Annotated in this window: 14 protein-coding genes; 13 read left to right on the top strand and 1 reads right to left on the bottom strand. The window is 66.0% G+C overall.

From position 1 onward, the window contains the following. Nucleotides 1-8: 8 nt before the first annotated feature. On the top strand, nt 9-548 hold the full coding sequence (locus tag J2X44_RS13310) for a hypothetical protein (protein WP_310084882.1): 540 nt from the start codon (nt 9-11) through the stop codon (nt 546-548). 87 nt (nt 549-635) lie between these two features. Here J2X44_RS13310 and J2X44_RS13305 read toward each other — a convergent pair whose 3' ends face one another. Then, nucleotides 636-2,759 (bottom strand): TonB-dependent receptor, encoded by a 2,124-nt coding sequence (locus J2X44_RS13305; RefSeq protein WP_310084879.1) that lies wholly within the window; start codon nt 2,757-2,759, stop codon nt 636-638. A gap of 192 nt (nt 2,760-2,951) precedes the next feature. Between J2X44_RS13305 and J2X44_RS13300 the strand changes: the two genes are divergently transcribed. The 12 genes from J2X44_RS13300 (at nt 2,952) to J2X44_RS13245 (ending at nt 15,945) form a co-directional block, all read left to right on the top strand. After that, nucleotides 2,952-3,944 carry a cysteine synthase A gene (locus tag J2X44_RS13300; protein ID WP_310084877.1) on the top strand — a complete coding sequence of 331 codons (993 nt, stop codon included), beginning with the start codon at nt 2,952-2,954 and terminating at the stop codon, nt 3,942-3,944. Then, nucleotides 3,941-4,327, top strand: coding sequence for a hypothetical protein (locus J2X44_RS13295; RefSeq protein WP_310084874.1), 387 nt, complete (start codon nt 3,941-3,943; stop codon nt 4,325-4,327). The genes J2X44_RS13300 and J2X44_RS13295 overlap by 4 nt, the downstream gene beginning before the upstream one ends. After that, nucleotides 4,324-5,487, top strand: coding sequence for a hypothetical protein (locus J2X44_RS13290; RefSeq protein WP_310084871.1), 1,164 nt, complete (start codon nt 4,324-4,326; stop codon nt 5,485-5,487). The genes J2X44_RS13295 and J2X44_RS13290 overlap by 4 nt, the downstream gene beginning before the upstream one ends. A 272-nt stretch (nt 5,488-5,759) precedes the next feature. After that, on the top strand, nt 5,760-6,260 hold the full coding sequence (locus tag J2X44_RS13285; RefSeq protein ID WP_310084869.1) for a division/cell wall cluster transcriptional repressor MraZ: 501 nt from the start codon (nt 5,760-5,762) through the stop codon (nt 6,258-6,260). Next, on the top strand, nt 6,257-7,249 hold the full coding sequence (gene rsmH, locus J2X44_RS13280) for a 16S rRNA (cytosine(1402)-N(4))-methyltransferase RsmH (RefSeq protein WP_310084864.1): 993 nt from the start codon (nt 6,257-6,259) through the stop codon (nt 7,247-7,249). The genes J2X44_RS13285 and rsmH overlap by 4 nt, the downstream gene beginning before the upstream one ends. Next, nucleotides 7,249-7,836 (top strand): hypothetical protein, encoded by a 588-nt coding sequence (locus J2X44_RS13275; protein WP_310249308.1) that lies wholly within the window; start codon nt 7,249-7,251, stop codon nt 7,834-7,836. The genes rsmH and J2X44_RS13275 overlap by 1 nt, the downstream gene beginning before the upstream one ends. Continuing rightward, complete coding sequence (locus J2X44_RS13270) at nt 7,833-9,527, top strand: penicillin-binding protein 2 (RefSeq protein WP_310084858.1); 1,695 nt, start codon at nt 7,833-7,835, stop codon at nt 9,525-9,527. The genes J2X44_RS13275 and J2X44_RS13270 overlap by 4 nt, the downstream gene beginning before the upstream one ends. Then, nucleotides 9,527-10,966 (top strand): UDP-N-acetylmuramoyl-L-alanyl-D-glutamate--2,6-diaminopimelate ligase, encoded by a 1,440-nt coding sequence (locus J2X44_RS13265; RefSeq protein ID WP_310084855.1) that lies wholly within the window; start codon nt 9,527-9,529, stop codon nt 10,964-10,966. The genes J2X44_RS13270 and J2X44_RS13265 overlap by 1 nt, the downstream gene beginning before the upstream one ends. Beyond that, a complete protein-coding gene (gene murF / locus J2X44_RS13260) occupies nt 10,963-12,339 on the top strand; it encodes a UDP-N-acetylmuramoyl-tripeptide--D-alanyl-D-alanine ligase (RefSeq protein ID WP_310084853.1) in 1,377 nt (458 codons plus the stop codon). The genes J2X44_RS13265 and murF overlap by 4 nt, the downstream gene beginning before the upstream one ends. Further along, nucleotides 12,339-13,409, top strand: a complete 1,071-nt coding sequence (gene mraY, locus J2X44_RS13255) for a phospho-N-acetylmuramoyl-pentapeptide-transferase (RefSeq protein WP_310084851.1) — start codon at nt 12,339-12,341, stop codon at nt 13,407-13,409. The genes murF and mraY overlap by 1 nt, the downstream gene beginning before the upstream one ends. Continuing rightward, nucleotides 13,406-14,710, top strand: a complete 1,305-nt coding sequence (gene murD / locus J2X44_RS13250; protein ID WP_310084848.1) for a UDP-N-acetylmuramoyl-L-alanine--D-glutamate ligase — start codon at nt 13,406-13,408, stop codon at nt 14,708-14,710. The genes mraY and murD overlap by 4 nt, the downstream gene beginning before the upstream one ends. Then, nucleotides 14,707-15,945 carry a putative peptidoglycan glycosyltransferase FtsW gene (locus J2X44_RS13245; RefSeq protein WP_310084845.1) on the top strand — a complete coding sequence of 413 codons (1,239 nt, stop codon included), beginning with the start codon at nt 14,707-14,709 and terminating at the stop codon, nt 15,943-15,945. Before murD ends, J2X44_RS13245 begins: the two co-directional genes overlap by 4 nt.

The following is a 15,945-nucleotide window of genomic DNA, read 5'->3' as shown; positions in this document are numbered from 1 at the left end:
ATATCTGGATGCTGAAGAGTTTGATGGCGGGCGCTGCGCTGACGCTGGCAGCGCTGCCGACGGCCGCCGCGGCGCAGGAAGGCGAGAAGTTCGATTGCGTCGTATCGGCGGTTGCCGCTGACACGAAGGCGTCGATCGGCGCGTCGATGGCGGGCGCAGGTGACGATGCGTCGCGCGATGCGCTGTTCAAGCAGCTCTCGACGGTCACCGAGGGCTGTGTTGCCAAACATGGCATCGCCGAAGCCCAAAAGGCCGCTTATTTCGACTACAGTCTCGCGCGTATTTCGCGCGAGTGGCTGGTCGGCGACATCGCCAAGCTAAACCTGTCGTCGGCGATCGTCGACAAGGCGCTCGACTTCGGCCCCGCAGGCGCCAACCCCGACCTGTCGAGCGATATGTCGGAAGACCAGATCATGAAGATCGTGCAGGCCTATATCGACAGCGGCGTCGACATCGAAACGGTCGATACGACGGCGTGGGAAAAGGTCGGCGCCTATGCCGCGGCGACCTCGATCTACTGGAACAAGCGCAAGCAATTGCCGTTTTAGGGCCCATCGCCCCGCGCAGGCGGGGGCCGCCATAAGTCTGATCCAACCCTGCCAGCGGCCCCCGCCTGCGCGGGGGCGACGATAATCTTAAAAACTCGCGCGCGCGGTGATGCGGATGTCGCGGCCGGTCAGCGGGACATAATCCTTGGTAAAGCTGGCGTGCCGCCGCGCCTCGACATCGAAGATGTTGTTGGCGGCGAGCGACAGCGTCAGATTTTTGGTGTCGGGCAGCGGCCGCCAGCTGATCGACGCGTTGACCAGCGTGAAGCCCTTGGTCGGTGTTTCGAACGCGGCGATGCGGTTCTGATTGTCGGTCCATTCGACCTCGGCGCGCGCGTCGATGCGCTCGCCCTGCGCCTCAAGCCCGCCCAGCACGCGCATCGCGGGGATGCGCGGGACATGGTCGCCGCCCTTGATCTTGGCGCGCGTCATGTCGGCCACGACGTCGCCGACGATATTAAAGCTGCCGACCTGCGCCAGCCGGGCGCTCGCCTCGGCCTCGAAACCCCACACGCGGGCGTCGCGCTGGAAATATTGGAAGACGGGCAGTTCGTCATCTTCCTCGCCGGTGGCTTCGGAATAGATGAAATTGTCGAACCAGTTGGAATAGCCGGTCAGGCTGAGGCTGAAGGCGTCGGTCTTGAGCTTGAACGACGCTTCGGCGCCCCAGCTGGCTTCGCGCTTGAGGTTGACGTCGCCAACCTCGAACGACTGGGTCGCGATATGCGGCCCGTTCGAGAACAGCTCCTCGGCCGACGGCGCGCGGACGGCGCGGGCGACCGACAGGCCGATCTTGGCGCTGTCACTGATGTCGTAATTTGCGCCAAGCGCGCCTGAGAAGGTGTCGAAACTGCGCGAGATGCCGAGTGCCGGGGCGCGGACGTCGGTCGTTTCATAGCGGGCCGCGGCCTCGACGCCGAGCGAACCCAGCGTCCATTCCTGCAAGGTGAACAGCGCGAACTGGTCGGTCAGGTTGCGCGGCACAAAGGCTTCGGCGCCGATCGCGTTGAAATCGCGGTGGCTGTACTGGACACCGCTGGCGCCGCGCCAGCCGCCGCGGTCGTTTTGCGCCAGCTCCAGCCGACCCTCGACGCCCTGGTTGGTAAAGACAGTGCCGACCTCGTCGCCCTCGAACTCGGTATGTTCATAATCGGCGAACCCGGCGCGGATGCGCAGCTTGTCGAAAAAGCCGTCGCCCATCTCGACCTCGCCGCGCACATCGGCGCGCCATTGCTTCAGTCCGATGGTGACCGGGGCTTCGCCATGGTCATGCCCGCCTTCTTCCTCGCCTTCTTCGCCGCCATGGTCGTGCGCGGTGTTCGGGCGCGAGGGGACGCCATAATTGCTGTCGAAATAGCTGACCGAAATACCCAGCTGGCCGCCGTCGTTGATCAGCGACAGACCGCCCGCCGCTGTCCAGGTCTCGCTCGCGGTATTCGGGATCTTGCCGCGGCGGTTGGCGTCGGCGGTCAGTTCGGCGGCCTCGTCGAGATGACCTTCTTCGACTTCATGTTCGGCCAGATGCAGCAAATCGCCGCGGATGCCGGGCGCATAGACGAAACCGCCCGCGCGCGCATCGCCGGTCTTGCGCCAGCTGCCGTCGAGATGCGCGACGATCTGCGGGGTTAGTGCGACGTCGATCGAGCTGCCGATGTTGCGGTCGTCGGCGGCGGTCGCATAGCCGCCGATCGCGTCGATATGGACATGATCGGTAGGAACTTTTCTTGGAATTCGGCGGTCGAACAGGTTGACCGCGCCGCCGATTGCCTGGCTGCCGAACAGCAGCACGGCCGGGCCGCGCAGGATTTCGATGCGCTCGACGGTCAGCGGATCGATGGTCACCGCATGGTCGGCCGACGTGTTCGACACGTCGATCGACCCGATCCCGTCGGTCAGCACGCGGACGCGCTCGCCCGAAAAGCCGCGCAGCACCGGGCGTGACGCGCCGGGGGCAAAGCTGGTTGCGGATACGCCCGCCTGCCGGGTCAGCGTGTCGCCGATCTGACCGCGGATGTCGCGCGCCAGCTCGTCCCCCTCGACCACCGACACATTGCCCAGAATGTCCAGGCTGCGGACATAGGGCGCGGTGACGATGATCGGATCGCCGGTGTGGATGTCGTCGTCGCTGCCCGCGGCAGCGCGGTCCTGCGCGAAAGCCGGGGCGGCGAGGAGCATGGCAAAGGTAAAACCGGCGGAGCAAAGCAAACGCATGAGGGGAGAGTCCTGTTCTATGACGACCTGAGCGGGGTCCAGTAATGATATACTGTCACAATGACAAGCCCTGCATGCCGTCCGAAGCGTCGTTTGTCGGACCAACATGGCGGTTGGTCGACAAAGGGTGATCTTTGCCGCGCCAAGCGAAGCTGACTTGCGAGGCCGGGGGCGGCGCCCTAAATCAGCGACATGACTATTGCTGCAAACAGCCTCGACCTGATCGGCAACACCCCGCTGGTGTTGCTGAAGGGGCCGAGCGAAGCCACCGGCTGCGAAATCTGGGGCAAGTGCGAATATGCCAACCCCGGCGGATCGGTAAAGGATCGCGCCGCGCTCTATATCGTCCGCGATGCGGAGGCGAACGGCAGCCTGAAACCCGGCGGCACGATCGTCGAAGGCACGGCGGGCAACACCGGCATCGGGCTGGCGCTGGTCGGCAACGCGCTGGGCTATCGGACGATCATCGTCATGCCCGACAACCAGAGCGCCGAGAAGATGGCGACGATTCGCGCGCTGGGCGCTGAGCTGGTGCTGGTGCCGCCCGCGCCCTTTGCCAACCCCGGCCATTTCGTCCACACCTCGCGCCGCATTGCCGAGGAAACCGACAATGCGGTCTGGGCGAACCAGTTCGACAATATCGCCAACCGCAAATCGCATGTGATGGGCACCGCCGAGGAAATCTGGGGGCAGATGGGCGGCCGCATCCATGGCTTCACCTGCGCCGCGGGGACCGGCGGCACGATCGCCGGGACCGGGCTCGGCCTGAAGGCGCACGACCCGGATATCATCATCGCACTGACCGATCCCCACGGCGCCGGGCTGTACAATTATTATCAGTGCGGCGAGTTGAAAGCCGAAGGCGCCAGCGTCGCCGAAGGCATCGGTCAGAACCGCATCACCGCCAACCTCGACGGCGCGCCGATCGATACGCAATTCCGCATCTCGGATGCCGAAGGGCTAGCCGTGGTCCGCCGCCTGCTCGACGAGGAAGGGCTGTGCCTGGGGCTGTCGTCGGGCATCAACGTCGCCGGGGCGATGGCGCTGGCGCGGCAATTGGGGCCGGGCAAGCGCATCGCAACGATCCTGTGCGACAGCGGGTTTCGCTATCTGTCGACGCTTTACAACCCCGAGTGGCTGGCAAGCAAAGGTCTGGCGGCGGTGCACGAGGAGGCGGGGGCGTGAGGGATTTGCGGATCGACAGCAATGCCCCGGCCAAAGCCCCGGTTCCCGCGCCGGTCAACGACACCATGCGGCGGTTGCAGATCGGCATTGCCGGGGTGCTGACGGTGCTGTTGCTCGTTGGCATGGCGGGGCTGATCGGCGACCGCGCGCGCGAAAATGTCGAAAGCGACGCTGCCGCCACGGCCGAGGTCAAGATGCCCGGCGAAGCACAGGGCAGCGGCGCTCCCCTGGAAGAATTGGGCGTCCAGCCGGTGTCGCCATCGTCAAAGGATGAAAACGCCCCGACCGAGGTAAAGGTGCCGCAGGCGGCACCGTCGCCCGCAACCGTTCCCGATCTGGAACCCGACCCCGAATTGCAGCGCGCACGCAAATCCGTCCCGTGACCAAGGTGTCGCGCCGCGCGGCGGTGCAGGCTGTCGTGACAGCCGCGCTAACCCTGCTGCTGGCGTGGATCGGTGGCGGCCAGGCGCTGCTTGGCCGCATTGACCCGGCGCTGGCGCTGCCGATCCTGGCGCTACCGATGCTTATCCTGGCCGGCTGGCATCGCGATGCCGCGACGGCGTCGCGCCGCCGGACACTCGTTGTGACTCTCATCATTCTTCTGCTTGCCCAAACACTGCTGGCAGCCGTGCTCGCAGGATCGGTGGCATGGCTTCAACTGATACTTATCGGCGGGGCCGCGGCAATCGCGGGCTTCGCCGCCGATGCGGTGCTGCAATGGCGGCCGCGAAAGACCGTGCTTGGCTGGGGTGTCGGACTGGCGTTGACGTTCGGTTGGTTCGGGGCCGGGCATGTCCTGCTCGCCAGCCTTTACCGACCCGCCGTAGCATTGACGGCGGCGCCAGCGGCCACGATGCTGACGGGTCTGCCGCTACGCTGGTCGGGCGGCGGCGGTATCGCCGCGATGATCGCTGAGGGGGCACCGGACGACCCGGCCCTCGCCCGGCTGGAGGCCATGGGGCCGGTGGCGCTGGTCGACAGTCTGGTCGATCATGTCCCGCCGCCTGGCGGCGCGCTGCTGATCGCGCATCCGCGGGCGCTGGCGCCGCGGGAATTGGTGGCGATCGACGCCTTTGTCCGCGGCGGCGGTAAGGCGGTGGTGCTGGCCGACGCCTTGTCGGGCTGGCCAATGCGCCATCCGCTCGGCGACCCGCGCAATCCGCCGGTGACCAGCCTGCTGACCCCGTTGCTCGATCATTGGGGGGTGACGCTGGCGGCTGCCCCGGTCGATGACGATGGCGTGCTTGTCGCAGATGTCGGCGGGGCGCGGTTGCGCCTGTCGAGCGCGGGCGCGTTCGCGCGGCTGCCGCAGAGCTGCCGCGCCTTCGCCGACCGCCATGTCGCGCGCTGTCCGATCGGGGCGGGGGAGGCATGGCTGGTGGGCGATGCCGACCTGTTGTTTGCGCCCCTCTGGTCGCCCCCGGTGCCGGGCGCCGACCACCTGCGGCGGGCCGACACGATCGAATGGCTGGCGTCGCAGCTATGGCCCGGCGCTGGAGTCGCGATGCTGCAACCGCTGTGGATTCGCGCCCGCGCCGATTGAGGCGCCCTTTTCGACCCATTTTGACCCAGTTGGACGGCGCGGCGCGGTTGCGCTGAACCGTTGCGACGGTATTTCGGCGACCAATTGCGGCTTTTTGCGGCAAATAGGGAGTAGATTCCCTATTTCACCCCAAATTACCCCTTTTCACCCCGATCTATAGTTGATAGTCAGGAATCGGAGAGGGGCAATCTCCACCGACACCGAACCAGCTGGAATCAGGCGATTCCGGGGTCAGGGAAGTATTGCCCGGTGGCGCATACGGGGGCAGAGCGATGGCGATTGTAACGCCCGGCCAGTATGCGGGAACCAGCTTCGCCGCGATCGATGGCAAGGGACGCATCGCCGTCCCCTCTCAATTCCGCAACAATGTGCCCCTTACTGCGGACGGCCAGCGCGTGCTTTGGGTCGGCTTTCACGAAAAGCTGCCCTGCCTCGTCGCCTATGGCCACGATCAATATGACCGGCTGAACGGCGAGATCGAGCGCGATCGTGAAACCGCCCGGTCGCGCAATCTCGATTTCGAAGAAGATGCCGAGTTCAAAAAACGCTTCAGCTACACCGACGCCTATGCGCTCGACGACAGCGGACGCTTCCTGCCCGGCTTCACCCACCGTGACCGCGTCGGCGACGCCGGTGCGACCGCTTTTGTCGGATCGGGACGCCGCTTTGAAATCTGGTGGCTGCCGACCCTCGCCGAATGTGCCGACGCCGACCCGGTGTTGCAGCGGCTCGCCGCGGCGTGGGATGCCACCAAAGGGAAGGGGCGCAAATGAGCGAGCTGTCCCCCGAACTGTCCCACGACCCCCGCCATGCCCCGGTACTGCGCGACGAAGTGATCGCGGCGCTCGCCATCACCCCGGGCGAACGGCATGTCGATGCGACCTTTGGTGCGGGGGGCTACACCCGCGCGATGCTCGCCGCGGGCGCTGATGTTGTCGCCTGCGATCGCGATCCCGACGCGATTGCTGGCGGCCAGGCGCTGGTCGCCGAGGCCGACGGCAAGCTGGTGCTGATTCATGGCCGCTTTGGTGAAATCGACCGGCTGCTCGCCGAGCGCGGTATCGACGCGGTCGACGGCATCACCTTCGACATCGGCGTGTCGTCGATGCAGCTCGATCAGGGTGAGCGCGGCTTTTCGTTCCAGAAGGACGGCCCGCTCGACATGCGCATGGCGCAGGACGGCGAAAGCGCTGCTGATTGGCTGAACCGCGCCGACGAGACCGAGATCGCCGATGTGCTGTTCCATTATGGCGACGAGCGCCAGTCGCGCCGCGTCGCGCGCGCGATCGTCGCCGCGCGGCCGCTCAGCCGCACCGGCGAACTGGCGACAGTGATCCGCAAGGCGCTGCGTCACCCGCCGGGTGCGCCCAAGGATCCGTCGACCAAGAGCTTTCAGGCGATCCGCATCCACATAAATTCCGAACTCGACGAGTTGGTCGCGGGGCTGGCCGCCGCCGAACGGTTGCTCCGCCCGGGCGGCCGTTTGGCGGTGGTCAGCTTTCACAGCACCGAAGACCGCATCGTGAAGAATTTTCTGCGCGAACGCAGCGGCGGCGACGCCGGCGGGTCGCGTCATCGCCCCGCCGCCGCGGCTGCCGCGCACGCCCCGTCATTCCAGACTCCGGCACGCAAGGTGCGTCCGGGCAAGGCCGAAGAGGCCCGCAACCCGCGCGCCCGATCGGCAACGCTGCGCAGCGCAGTGCGCACCGCAGCGCCGCCGTGGCCGGGACAATCCACGATGAAGGAGGCGATCTCATGCTGATGGCGGCGCGCAAACTTCAGGGCATCGGGCTGGTCCTGCTCGTGCTCATCTTCGCCATGATGCTCTATCCCGTGTCGCTGAAGGTCGCGGCGACGCGCAGCGAACTGACGCGCATCGAAAAAGAGATCGAGCGCAGCCGCGACAATATCCGCTATCTGGAATCCGAACTCGCGGTGCGCGCTTCGATGCGCCAGCTCGAACAATGGAATGCCGACACGTTCGGGTATTCGGCGCCCGGCGCCGATCAGTATCTGGAAAATGAACGCCAATTGGCGTCGCTCGATCGCCTGCCGCGCGCTCGCGGCGCCAACGAGGTTGCGCCGGTGCTGATGGCGATGGTGTCGCCGGTCGCAGTCATCGAGACGCCCAAGGAAAGCCCGGTCGCCAGCAAGCCCGCCGCGGCCAAGCCGGTCGTGCTGGCGCAGGCCGAGACGGGGATCCGCAGCGATGCGGCGCCGCGAATGGCGCCGACGCGCCGCCGCGAGCAGCTCAAGATGATCGAGGACCAGTTGCTCGCCGAATCGACGCTCGCCGATCTGAAGCGCGCCGCCGCTGCCGAAGCCGCAGGAGGAAAGTCCGGCCGATGAATACGCTGGTCGTCCGTCCGACCCGAGTACGTACCGCCGGGGTGCGGCAGCAAATCCTGCTGACCGCGCAGCAGCGGCTGATGATTCTGATGCTGCTGTTCATGGCGGCATTTTTTCTGGTGTCGATGCGGCTGATTTACTTCGCGATGTTCGACACCGCATCGCGCAACGGATCGGCCTCGACCGCCTTCCTGCCGGCGCGTGCCGACATCGTCGACCGCAACGGCATTCCGCTGGCGCGGACGATCGACGGCTATTCGATCCGCGTCGTTCCAGAGAAGCTGCTCAACAACCGCCAATATCTGGCCGACGAGTTGCACAAGATTTTCCCTGACATGACCCGCGCCGAGCTGTTGACCAAGGTCAGCGGGGCGCGGCCGACCTATATCCGCCGCCGCGCGCTGCCCGATCAGGTCGCGGCGGTGAACGCGATCGGCGACGTCGGGTTCGATTTTCCGCGCGAAAAGGAACGGCTGTATCCGCAGCTCAGCCTCGCCGCGCATGTGCTGGGGTTCACCGACGCCGCGGGGCACGGTGTCACCGGCGCCGAGGGGGCGTTCGACAGCCGCCTGATCGACAAGGCAACGCGCGGCGAGCCGCTGGCTCTGTCGATCGACGCGCGGGTGCAGGGGGTGCTCGAAAGCGAACTTGGCTCTGCGGTCGCCAATCTGGAGGCGATCGGCGGCGCCGGGATCATCCTCGATGTCCACACCGGCGAAATTGCGGCAATGACCTCGCTGCCGACCTATAACCCCAACAAGCTGGTGCCCGAGAATATGGCGGCGCGGCGCAACGCGGTGACGCACAATCTTTACGAGCTCGGTTCGACCTTCAAGCCGCTGACGGTGGCCGCGGCGATCGATGCGGGAACGGTCACCAGCATGGCGCGCCGGTATGACGCCACGGCGCCGCTCGCGATCGCGGGCTTTCGCATCCGCGACAGCCATCCCTCGAACCGCTGGCTGAATGTCCCCGAAACGCTGATCCACAGCTCGAACATCACCACCGCGCGCATTTCGGACGAATTGGGTCGCGAGAATATGGAAGCGATGTTCCGCAAGCTCGATTTCAACACGCGGCCGAAAATTGACCTGAAAGAACGCGCTTTTCCCCTGTGGCCCAAGGATTGGGGTCGGCTGACCACGATGACGACCGGCTACGGCCACGGCATCGCTGTCACCCCGCTGCATCTTGCCAGTGCCTATGCCGCGCTGGTTAACGGCGGCATCTATCGCCCCGCGACGATCACCAAGCTGGGTGACCAGGCGCCGCCGAAGGGCCGCCGCGTGTTCAAGGCCGCAACCAGCGCCCGGATGCGCCAGTTGCTGCGCCTGATCGTATCCGACGGCACCGGCAAAAAGGCCGAAGCGCCGGGCTTCCGCGTCGGTGGCAAGACCGGCAGCGCCGAAAAGCCGGGCGCCGGTGGCTATCGCCGCAGCTCGGTCGTCGCGACCTTTGCCGCCGCTTTTCCGATGGACAATCCACGCTATGTCGTCCTGGTGATGATCGACGAGCCAAAGGGCAATGCCTATAGTTCGGGCCAGCGCACCGCGGGCTGGACCGCGGCGCCGGTGGTCAGCAAGGTTGTGATGCGCGCCGGACCGATGCTCGGTGTGTTCCCCGACGAAAGCCGCGATGTCGACGTCTCCGAACTCACCCCGCTGCTGTGGAGAAACGGGGAAGGCGAATAATGCGCCTGTCCGCGTTGATGGGCGATCAAGGGGGTGCGGGCACCGACCCGGTCGTCACCGGCCTTGCCATCGACCATCGCAAGATCGCGCCGGGAACCGTGTTCGGCGCCTTCGTCGGCGAAAAATTCAACGGCGAGGACTTCATTCCGGCCGCGATCGAGGCCGGAGCGATCGCGATCGTCGCGCGGCCCGAAGCGCAGGTCGACGGCGCGGTGCATATCGCCGAAGCCAATCCGCGCCGCGCCTTTGCCCATATCGCAGCGCGCTTCTTCCACCGTTTTCCGGCAACCTGTGTCGCGGTGACGGGGACCAACGGCAAAACCTCGACCGTCGAAATGACGCGCCAGTTGTGGCGGATGGCGGGGTTCAACGCGGCGTCGATCGGCACGCTGGGCATCACCACCTCGACCGACAGCGCTTCAACCGGGCTGACGACCCCCGACATCGTGACGTTCCTCAGCAATATGTCGGGGCTGGCGGTCGAGGGCGTCGGTCATGCCGCGTTCGAGGCGTCGAGCCATGGCCTCGACCAATATCGCACCGAAGGCCTGCCGGTAAAGGCGGCGGCGTTCACCAATCTCAGCCACGATCATCTCGACTATCACGGCACGATGGACGCCTATCTCGCCGCCAAGCTGCGCCTGTTCACCGAAGTGGTCGATCAGGACGGCGCCGCGGTCGTGTGGGCCGACGACGAATATTCGCCGCGAGTGATCGATGCGGTGAGGGCGCGCGGCGTCCGGCGGCTAACTGTCGGGACCCACGGCGACACGCTGCGCCTGATTTCGCGCGAACCGACGCAACTTGGCCAGTCGCTCGTCATCGCGGCGGGCGATGTCACCCACAAAATCGATTTGCCGCTGATCGGCGCCTATCAGGTCGCGAATGCGCTCGTGTCGGCGGGGCTGGTCATCGCGACCGGCGGCGATACGGCGCAGACGCTGGCCAATCTGGCACGGCTCCAGCCGGTGCGCGGGCGGCTTGAGCGCGCCGCGATCACGAAAGCGGGCGCGCCGGTCTATGTCGATTATGCGCACACGCCCGACGCGATCGCCGCGGCGCTCGATGCGCTGCGCCCGCACGCCAGCGGACGGTTGATCCTGGTGTTCGGCGCCGGCGGCGACCGCGATCAGGCGAAGCGCCCCGAAATGGGCAAGGTCGCTGCTGCCAAAGCCGACGTGCTGATCATCACGGACGACAATCCGCGCGGCGAAGACCCCGCCGTCATTCGCGCCGCGATCGCTGACGGCGCGCCCGGCGCGCAGGTCATCGGCGACCGCCGCGCCGCGATTGCCGCCGCCATCGCCGAAGCGTGCGCCGACGACATCGTCTGCATCGCGGGCAAGGGGCATGAGCAGGGGCAGGTCGTCGGCGCGGGCGCCGATATGCGCGTCATTCCCTTCGACGACGTCGCGGTCGCGCGCGAGTGCGCGGCATGACCCCGCTATGGACCGCCCGCGCCATCGTGGCCGCGACCGGCGGCGAGGCGAGCACAGACTTTACCGTCCACGGCGTCGCCTTCGATTCGCGCGAAGTCACCACCGGCGATCTGTTCGTCGCGATGCGCGGTGAGGCGACCGACGGACACAAGTTCATCGACAAGGCGATTGCCGCAGGGGCGGCTGGGGTCATCTGCGAATCCGAGATCGATCACCCGCATATTCGCGTCGCCGACAGCACCGCGGCGCTGAATGCGCTCGGCACCGCATCGCGCGCGCGCAGCCACGGCCGCATCATCGGAGTGACCGGATCGGCAGGCAAGACCGGAACCAAGGAGGCGCTGTTCGCAGCGCTCGACCGCTTCCGCCCCGGCAAGGCGCACCGTTCGGTCAAAAGCTACAACAATCATGTCGGCGTCCCATTGAGCCTAGCGCGCATGCCCTCGACCGCCGATTTCGGCGTGTTCGAAATGGGGATGAACCACGCGGGCGAACTCGCCGAATTGACCCGCATGGTCCGCCCGCATGTGGCGATCGTGACCACCATCGCCCCCGCGCATATGGAATTTTTCGGCAGCGAAGAGGCGATCGCCGATGCGAAGGGCGAGATTTTCGAGGGGCTCGAACCCGGCGGCACCGCGATCGTCCCCTTCGACAGCCCGCATTATGCGGGGCTGCGCGCCAAGGCCGAGCAGCACGCCGCGCATGTCATCAGCTTCGGCCTAGGCGCCAATGCCGATGTTCGCGCGGTCGACTGGCTGTCGGACGGCAAGGGCGGTTCGCTTGTCACCGCGCAGGTGCAGGATGCGCTGCTCTGCTTCACCATCGCGCAGGCCGGGGTGCATTGGGTGTCCAATGCGCTCGCGGTGCTGGCAGCGGTCAAGGCGGTCGGCGGCGATCTGCCCGCGGCGGGGCTCGCCTTTGCTGAAATGGCCGGGCTTGCCGGGCGCGGCGCGCGCCACCGTATATCGTTTGGCGGCGGCCATGTCCTGCTGATCGACGAAAGCTATAATGCCAATCCGGCGTCGATGACGGTAACCATCGAACAGCTCGGCAGCGAATCCGGTGACCGCCGCATTGCGATTCTGGGAGCGATGAAAGAGCTTGGGGCGGACGGCGAAGCCTATCACGCCGGTCTTGCCGCTCCGCTCGTCGCAGCCGGGGTGCAATTCGCCCTGCTTGTCGGCGAAGAAATGGCGCCGCTCGCCAAAGCGCTTGAGGGCCGGATCGATTTCGAGCATGTCGCCGCCCACTCAGACGCCAGCGCTCGGCTGGGCGACGTGATCCGTCCCGGCGACACCGTATTGGTCAAGGGGTCGAACAGCGTCGGGCTGTCACATATTGTGACCGCGCTGACCAACGGGGACTATTGATGTTATATTGGCTGGCGGAATGGCTGGGCTTTCCGGGGGTTCTGAACCTCATTCGCTATTTGAGCTTCCGCTCAGGCGCGGCGGTCGCGACCGCGCTGATCATCGGGCTGTGGATCGGGCCGCGTTTCATCCTGATGCTGCGGATGCGGCAGGGCAAGGGCCAGCCGATCCGCGAAGACGGGCCGCAGAGCCATCTCGCCAAAAAGGGTACGCCGACGATGGGCGGGCTGATGATCCTGATCTCGCTGATGATCTCCGCCCTCTTGTGGATGGACCTGTCGAACCGCTTTGTCTGGGCGTGCATTTTTGTCACCGGCGGGTTCGCAGCGGTCGGTTTCCTCGACGATCTCGACAAGGTGACCAAGGCCAGTCACCGCGGGATTCCGGGGCGGGTGCGCTTGCTGATCGAGTTTCTGATCGCCGGGGTGGCGGTGTTCCTGATTGTCTCGCGCACCGGCACCGACCTGTATCTGCCGTTTTTCAGCGGGGTCGTGATCGAACTCGGGCCGCTCTATTATGTCTTTGCGATGGTGCTGATCGTCGGCTTTGGCAATGCGGTGAACCTGACCGACGGGCTCGACGGGCTCGCGACCTTCCCGGTGATCATCGCGAGCCTGACCTTCCTCGTCATCGTCTATCTGACCGGCAATGTGAAATTCGCGGAATATCTGGGCATTCCGCATGTCTCGGGGGCGGGTGAGCTGGCGGTGTTTGCGGCGGCGATCATCGGCGCCTGCCTCGCCTTCCTGTGGTTCAACGCGCCGCCCGCGGCCGTCTTCATGGGCGATACCGGCAGCCTGGCGCTCGGCGGCGCGCTCGCGACGATCGCGGTGACGGCGCAGCATGAACTGGTGCTGGTGCTGGTTGGCGGGCTGTTCGTGGTCGAGGCGCTGTCGGTGATCATCCAGGTGTTCTGGTACAAGCGCACCGGCAAGCGGGTGTTCCGCATGGCGCCGATCCACCATCATTTCGAACAATTGGGCTGGCCCGAATCGACCGTCGTCATCCGGTTCTGGATCGTGTCGATTGTTCTTGCGCTCGCGGGGCTCGCGACCTTGAAACTGCGGTGATCACCTCGCGCGCCTTTGCCGGTCGCCGCTATGCGGTGCTGGGGCTGGCGCGCTCGGGCCTTGCGACGGTCGAGGCCCTGGTCGCCAGCGGCGCCGGGGTCACCGCCTGGGACGACCGCGAGGAAGCGCGCGACGATGCGATGGCGCTCGGCGCCGACATCGGCAATCCGCTCGACATCGACCTGATCGGTTTTGCCGGAGTCGTCGTGTCGCCCGGCGTGCCGCTCAATCGCCACCCGATCGCGGCGCACGCCAAAGAGGCGCATGTACCGGTGATCGGCGACGTCGAACTCTTCGCCGAAGCGCAGGGCGATATGCCGCCGCACAAGGTTGTCGGGATTACCGGGACCAACGGCAAGTCGACCGTCACCGCGCTGATCCACCATATGCTGGAAAGCGCCGGGGTGCCGTCGCTGATGGGCGGCAATATCGGCCTGCCGATCCTGTCGCGCGATCCGCTGCCCGAAAGCGGCGTCTATGTGCTCGAATTGTCGAGTTACCAGATCGACCTGTCGCATAGCCTGGCGTGCGACGTTGCGGTGCTGACCAACCTCAGCCCCGACCATCTCGACCGCTACGACGGTTTCACCGGCTATGCGGCGTCAAAGGCGCGGCTCTTTTCGCTCCAGCACCGCGATCAGGTCGCAATCGTGGCGGTCGACGATGATCCGTCGAAAATCATCGCGGGCCGGATCAACCACCGCCTGCACCGCGTGTCGGGCAAGGACATCGACCCGGTCGACCAGGCGCGCTGGCCCGCGCTGCAAGGCCCGCACAATGCGCAGAACGCCGTCTGCGCGATCGCGGTGTGCCGGGTGCTGGGGCTGAACGACGAAGCGATCGAACGCGGCCTCGCGACCTACAAATCGCTGCCGCATCGGATGGAATTGGTCGGCGAAGTCGCAGGCGTCCGCTGGTTCAATGACAGCAAGGCGACCAACGCGGCTTCCGCTGCACCGGCGCTGGCGGCCTTCCCGCCGGCGCCGGACCAGCGTTTGCACTGGATTGCCGGGGGACAGGCGAAGGGCGACGGGCTGGCGGCGTGCCGTCCGTGGTTCGGGCACGTGAGGCAGGCCTATCTGATCGGCGATGCGATGGAGGGTTTCGCCGCCGAGATCGACAATGCGATCCCGGTCGAACGGTCGGGCGATATGGCGACGGCGGTCGCGCAGGCGGCGGCGACGGCGCGGCCCGGCGACATCGTCCTGCTATCGCCCGCTTGTGCCTCGTTCGATCAGTTCAAGGATTATGAGCAGCGCGGCGATGTTTTTCGCGGACTTGTTGCGGCGCTTGGGGCATGAGCGGGGGGATGGACAATATGGAGAGCGCGACTGAGAGGCCGGTGATCGCGGCGACGCGCACCGTCAAGCGTCGGGGCCCGCGTCTCAGCCGCGCCGACCGCACTCCGCTGGGGCTGTGGTTCTGGGAAATCGACCGCGTTCTGCTCCTGCTGGTATCGATGCTGGTTGCAATCGGGCTGGTCGCGGTCGCTGCGGCGTCGCCGGTGGCGGCGCAGAAATTGTCGACCAGCGCCGCGTCGCTCGACCCGCTCTATTATTTCTATCGCCAGCTGATGTGGGTGATCGTCGGGGTGCCGGTGATGCTGGCGGTGTCGATGCTGCCCAAGGCTCAGGCGCGGCGGTTCGCCATTTATGGCACGATCACCTTCCTGATCCTGCTGTTCCTGGTGCCGCTGCTCGGCACGACGGTCAACGGCGCGCAGCGCTGGATCGGCGGCGGCGTGTTCCGGTTGCAGCCGTCGGAGTTTCTGAAACCCTTCTTTGCTGTGTCGCTGGCCTGGATCCTGTCGCTGCGCCTGCATGACCAAAGCCTGCCGGTGGTCCCGCTCAGCTTTGTTCTGACCGGGGTGATTGCCGTCCTGCTGATGGGCCAGCCTGACCTTGGTCAGACCGTCATCTTTGCCGCGACCTGGCTGGTGCTGGTGCTCGTCGCCGGGCTGTCGATGCGGATCATGGGGATGCTTGCCGCGACCGGGGTTGTGGGTATCATCCTTGCCTATTTCTTCTATCCGGTGGCGCAGCAGCGCATCAACATCTGGCTGTTCGCCGAAGGCGACAGCTTCCAGGTCGACAAGGCGCATGCGACGCTGACCGCCGGCGGGCTGATCGGCACCGGGCCGGGGGCGGGTCTGGCGAAGTTTCAGCTGCCTGAAGCGCACACCGACTATATCTTCTCGGTGATCGGCGAAGAATTCGGGATGATCGCATGCATCGCGATTGCGATCCTCTATCTGGCGATCATCGTGCGGGTGCTGGTGCGCCTGCTCGATGAAGAGGACAGCTTCCTGATCCTCGCGGTCGCGGCGCTGATCGCGCAGTTCGGCGGCCAGGCGGTGATCAACATGGCGGTGAACACCCAGATCTTCCCTTCGAAGGGCATGACCTTGCCATTTATCAGCTATGGCGGATCGTCGTTCATCGCGCTGTCGATCGGCATGGGTTTGCTCTTGTCGCTGACCCGGCGAAACCCCTATGCGGCGCGGGTGTCGATGACCCGCAACTGGAACAAGAAATGA

The sequence above is a fragment of the Sphingopyxis sp. BE259 genome, assembly GCF_031457495.1.
Lineage (GTDB): Bacteria > Pseudomonadota > Alphaproteobacteria > Sphingomonadales > Sphingomonadaceae > Sphingopyxis.
The sequence above is the reverse complement of the archived record's forward strand: the minus strand, read 5'-3'. Positions and strand labels throughout refer to the sequence as shown.

Bases quoted from the DNA above. Each gene is read 5' to 3' on its own strand.
- J2X44_RS13310 (WP_310084882.1), top strand. From the start codon at position 9: ATGCTGAAGAGTTTGATGGCGGGCGCTGCGCTGACGCTGGCAGCGCTG.
- J2X44_RS13305 (WP_310084879.1), bottom strand. From the start codon at position 2,759: ATGCGTTTGCTTTGCTCCGCCGGTTTTACCTTTGCCATGCTCCTCGCC.
- J2X44_RS13300 (WP_310084877.1), top strand. From the start codon at position 2,952: ATGACTATTGCTGCAAACAGCCTCGACCTGATCGGCAACACCCCGCTG.
- J2X44_RS13285 (WP_310084869.1), top strand. From the start codon at position 5,760: ATGGCGATTGTAACGCCCGGCCAGTATGCGGGAACCAGCTTCGCCGCG.
- rsmH (WP_310084864.1), top strand. From the start codon at position 6,257: ATGAGCGAGCTGTCCCCCGAACTGTCCCACGACCCCCGCCATGCCCCG.
- J2X44_RS13275 (WP_310249308.1), top strand. From the start codon at position 7,249: ATGGCGGCGCGCAAACTTCAGGGCATCGGGCTGGTCCTGCTCGTGCTC.
- J2X44_RS13270 (WP_310084858.1), top strand. From the start codon at position 7,833: ATGAATACGCTGGTCGTCCGTCCGACCCGAGTACGTACCGCCGGGGTG.
- J2X44_RS13265 (WP_310084855.1), top strand. From the start codon at position 9,527: ATGCGCCTGTCCGCGTTGATGGGCGATCAAGGGGGTGCGGGCACCGAC.
- murF (WP_310084853.1), top strand. From the start codon at position 10,963: ATGACCCCGCTATGGACCGCCCGCGCCATCGTGGCCGCGACCGGCGGC.
- mraY (WP_310084851.1), top strand. From the start codon at position 12,339: ATGTTATATTGGCTGGCGGAATGGCTGGGCTTTCCGGGGGTTCTGAAC.
- J2X44_RS13245 (WP_310084845.1), top strand. From the start codon at position 14,707: ATGAGCGGGGGGATGGACAATATGGAGAGCGCGACTGAGAGGCCGGTG.